This is a genomic window from Ruegeria sp. CDSB022, from assembly GCF_059611145.1.
Map to the genome: position 1 here is coordinate 2,501 of NZ_JBXWOZ010000032.1, position 3,766 is coordinate 6,266.

Annotated in this window: 1 tRNA gene and 2 rRNA genes; all 3 read left to right on the forward strand. The window is 52.9% G+C overall.

What is annotated here, in order from left to right:
- Nucleotides 1-263: 263 nt before the first annotated feature.
- The 3 genes from AC2FIZ_RS20560 to AC2FIZ_RS20570 all read left to right on the forward strand — a co-directional run bounded on the left by AC2FIZ_RS20560 (nt 264) and on the right by AC2FIZ_RS20570 (nt 3,552).
- Nucleotides 264-3,091: ribosomal RNA gene (locus AC2FIZ_RS20560) — 23S ribosomal RNA — on the forward strand.
- A gap of 182 nt (nt 3,092-3,273) precedes the next feature.
- Nucleotides 3,274-3,388 (forward strand): 5S ribosomal RNA (rrf, locus tag AC2FIZ_RS20565).
- Between the two features lie 87 nt (nt 3,389-3,475).
- A tRNA-Met gene (locus tag AC2FIZ_RS20570) sits at nt 3,476-3,552 on the forward strand.
- The last annotated feature ends 214 nt before the right edge of the window (nt 3,553-3,766 follow it).

Consider the following 3,766-nt stretch of genomic DNA (forward strand, 5'->3'; position numbering starts at 1 on the left):
AGTCTAATATACTAACCCGAGCGACCTGCGTTGATCAGCTGCACGGCTGAGAGACCATATGGGGTTGCTCATTTGTCCTCGTCCAAGAGACGGGGGCGGGAAATGTATGTTTTTGGTTCAGAAGAATGACTGCCTTTAGTTACCAGCTGGGCGGTCTCGATTGACATATGTTCTGACGCAGCTTCGGTTGTGGACGGTTAAACGTCCTCAAGTAGCCGAATAGGCGGTAGGACACTAAAGTGTGTCTTTCTTTTTCTGGATCAAATCAAGCGCGAGAAGGGCGTTTGGTGAATGCCTTGGCAGCAAGAGGCGATGAAAGACGTGATACTCTGCGATAAGCCATGGGGAGCTGAGAATAAGCTTTGATCCATGGATTTCTGAATGGGGCAACCCACCTGAAAGTTTGTTATTGTTGGCTTTGCCAGTCAATAATGGGCTTAACCAGGTATTTATGACCTGAATACATAGGGTTATAAAGGCAAACCCGGGGAACTGAAACATCTAAGTACCCGGAGGAAAGGAAATCAATTGATACTCCCCTAGTAGCGGCGAGCGAACGGGGACCAGCCGAGCCGGATGAGTGAGAAGAACATGTTGGGAAGCATGGCCATAGCGGGTGACAGCCCCGTATTCTAAGCTCTGAAGGACGTATTAAGTAGGGCGGAACACGTGAAATTCTGTCTGAAGATCGGAGGACCACCTTCGAAGGCTAAGTACTCCTTGCTGACCGATAGTGAACCAGTACCGTGAGGGAAAGGTGAAAAGCACCCCGACGAGGGGAGTGAAACAGTACCTGAAACCGAACGCCTACAATCAGTCGGAGCCTCCTTGCGGGGTGACGGCGTACCTTTTGTATAATGGGTCATCGACTTGGTCTCACGAGCAAGCTTAAGCCGTTAGGTGTAGGCGTAGCGAAAGCGAGTCTTAATAGGGCGCATGAGTTCGTGGGATCAGACCCGAAACCGAGTGATCTAGGCATGGCCAGGTTGAAGGTAAGGTAACACTTACTGGAGGACCGAACCCACATCCGTTGAAAAGGATCGGGATGAGCTGTGCCTAGGGGTGAAAGGCCAATCAAACTCGGAGATAGCTGGTTCTCTGCGAAATCTATTTAGGTAGAGCGTCATCCGAATACCCCGGGGGGTAGAGCACTGGATGGGTAATGGGGCCCCACAGGCTTACTGATCCTAACCAAACTCCGAATACCCGGGAGTACTAGATGGCAGACACACTGCGGATGCTAACGTCCGTAGTGGAGAGGGAAACAACCCTGACCTACAGCTAAGGCCCCCAATTCATGGCTAAGTGGGAAAGCAGGTGGGACGACCAAAACAACCAGGAGGTTGGCTTAGAAGCAGCCATCCTTTAAAGATAGCGTAACAGCTCACTGGTCTAAATAAGTTGTCCTGCGGCGAAGATGTAACGGGGCTCAAGCCATGAGCCGAAGCTTAGGATGCCGTAAGGCATGGTAGCAGAGCGTAGTGTGACATAGTCTCATTCCTCCTTCACGTCTTCGGGCGTATTGGAGGAGAGAGGCTTTCGATGAAGCCGGCGCGTGAGCGATCCGGTGGAGAGATCACTAGTGAGAATGATGACATGAGTAGCGACAAAGAGTGTGAGAGACACTCTCGCCGAAAGTCCAAGGGTTCCTGCTTAAAGCTAATCTGAGCAGGGTAAGCCGGCCCCTAAGCCGAGGCCGAAAGGCGTAGGCGATGGGAACTAGGTTAATATTCCTAGGCCGTGGAGTGGTGACGGATCTCAGAGGTAGTTCATCCTTATCGGATTGAATGGGCTGCTGAGAGGTTCCTGGAAATAGCCCTCCTATAAGACCGTACCCTAAACCGACACAGGTGGACTGGTAGAGAATACCAAGGCGCTTGAGAGAACGATGTTGAAGGAACTCGGCAAAATACCTCCGTAAGTTCGCGAGAAGGAGGCCCGGTTCCTAGGCAACTAGGGGCTGGGGGCACAAACCAGGGGGTGGCGACTGTTTATTAAAAACACAGGGCTCTGCGAAGTCGCAAGACGACGTATAGGGTCTGACGCCTGCCCGGTGCCTGAAGGTTAAAAGGAGAGGTGAGAGCCTTGAATTGAAGCCCAGGTAAACGGCGGCCGTAACTATAACGGTCCTAAGGTAGCGAAATTCCTTGTCGGGTAAGTTCCGACCTGCACGAATGGCGTAACGACTTCCCCGCTGTCTCCAACATCGACTCAGCGAAATTGAATTGCCTGTCAAGATGCAGGCTTCCCGCGGTTAGACGGAAAGACCCCGTGCACCTTTACTACAGCTTCGCACTGGCATCAGGATTGTGATGTGCAGGATAGGTGGTAGGCTTTGAAGCAGGAACGCTAGTCCCTGTGGAGCCTCCCTTGAGATACCACCCTTCGCACTCTTGATGTCTAACCGCGGTCCGTTATCCGGATCCGGGACCCTGCGTGGCGGGTAGTTTGACTGGGGCGGTCGCCTCCTAAAGCGTAACGGAGGCGCGCGAAGGTTGGCTCAGAGCGGTCGGAAATCGCTCGTTGAGTGCAATGGCAGAAGCCAGCCTGACTGCGAGACTGACAAGTCGAGCAGAGTCGAAAGACGGCCATAGTGATCCGGTGGTCCCGAGTGGAAGGGCCATCGCTCAACGGATAAAAGGTACGCCGGGGATAACAGGCTGATACTGCCCAAGAGTCCATATCGACGGCAGTGTTTGGCACCTCGATGTCGGCTCATCTCATCCTGGGGCTGGAGCAGGTCCCAAGGGTACGGCTGTTCGCCGTTTAAAGAGGTACGTGAGCTGGGTTTAGAACGTCGTGAGACAGTTCGGTCCCTATCTGCCGTGGGTGTAGGAGACTTGAGAGGAGTTGCCCCTAGTACGAGAGGACCGGGGTGAACGATCCACTGGTGGACCTGTTGTTGCGCCAGCAGCAGTGCAGGGTAGCTATGATCGGACAGGATAACCGCTGAAGGCATCTAAGCGGGAAGCCCCCCTCAAAACAAGGTCTCCCTGAGGGCCGTGGAAGACCACCACGTCAATAGGCCGGAGATGTAAGCGCAGTAATGCGTTCAGTTGACCGGTACTAATCGCCCGATAGGCTTGATTTGATCCAGTAATGGAAAGACAAATCAAAAACATACACACCTTAGACTAACGATGGCTGTGTCGCGCCAAGCGGCACTGTTGATTGATTACACTACCGAGTGGCAACGCGCCTTTTGCACGCAAAAGACGCTGCCTGCCACCCGTCGCGCTTGCTACGCAAGTCGCAACGTGGGATTTTCCTCGGTTTGGTGGTCATAGCGCAAGTGAAACACCCGGTCCCATCCCGAACCCGGAAGTTAAGCACTGCCGCGCCAATGGTACTTGGGCTTAAGCCCCGGGAGAGTAGGTCACCGCCAAACCTAGAAAAATCCCAATTCTCTCTAAATGATAACAATACTTATTCGACCCCGGCCTCAAGTAGCGAAAGCGATAGGCCAACCTAGTGTCGCGGGATGGAGCAGCCCGGTAGCTCGTCAGGCTCATAACCTGAAGGTCGTAGGTTCAAATCCTACTCCCGCAACCAGGTCGAATAATATCAACACAGCCCGTTCAGACTAAAATTGATCCACTGGATCAATTGCTTAACGTCTTCACCTCGTCAGGCTCATAACCTGAAGGCCAAAGGTTCAAACCCTACTCCCGCAACCTAAATCACTACACAATATCAATATATTACACACCGCGCCCGAGCGGGCTTTTGCGTTGCGCCATCACAACTGAAAGCACCGTGGAAGCAA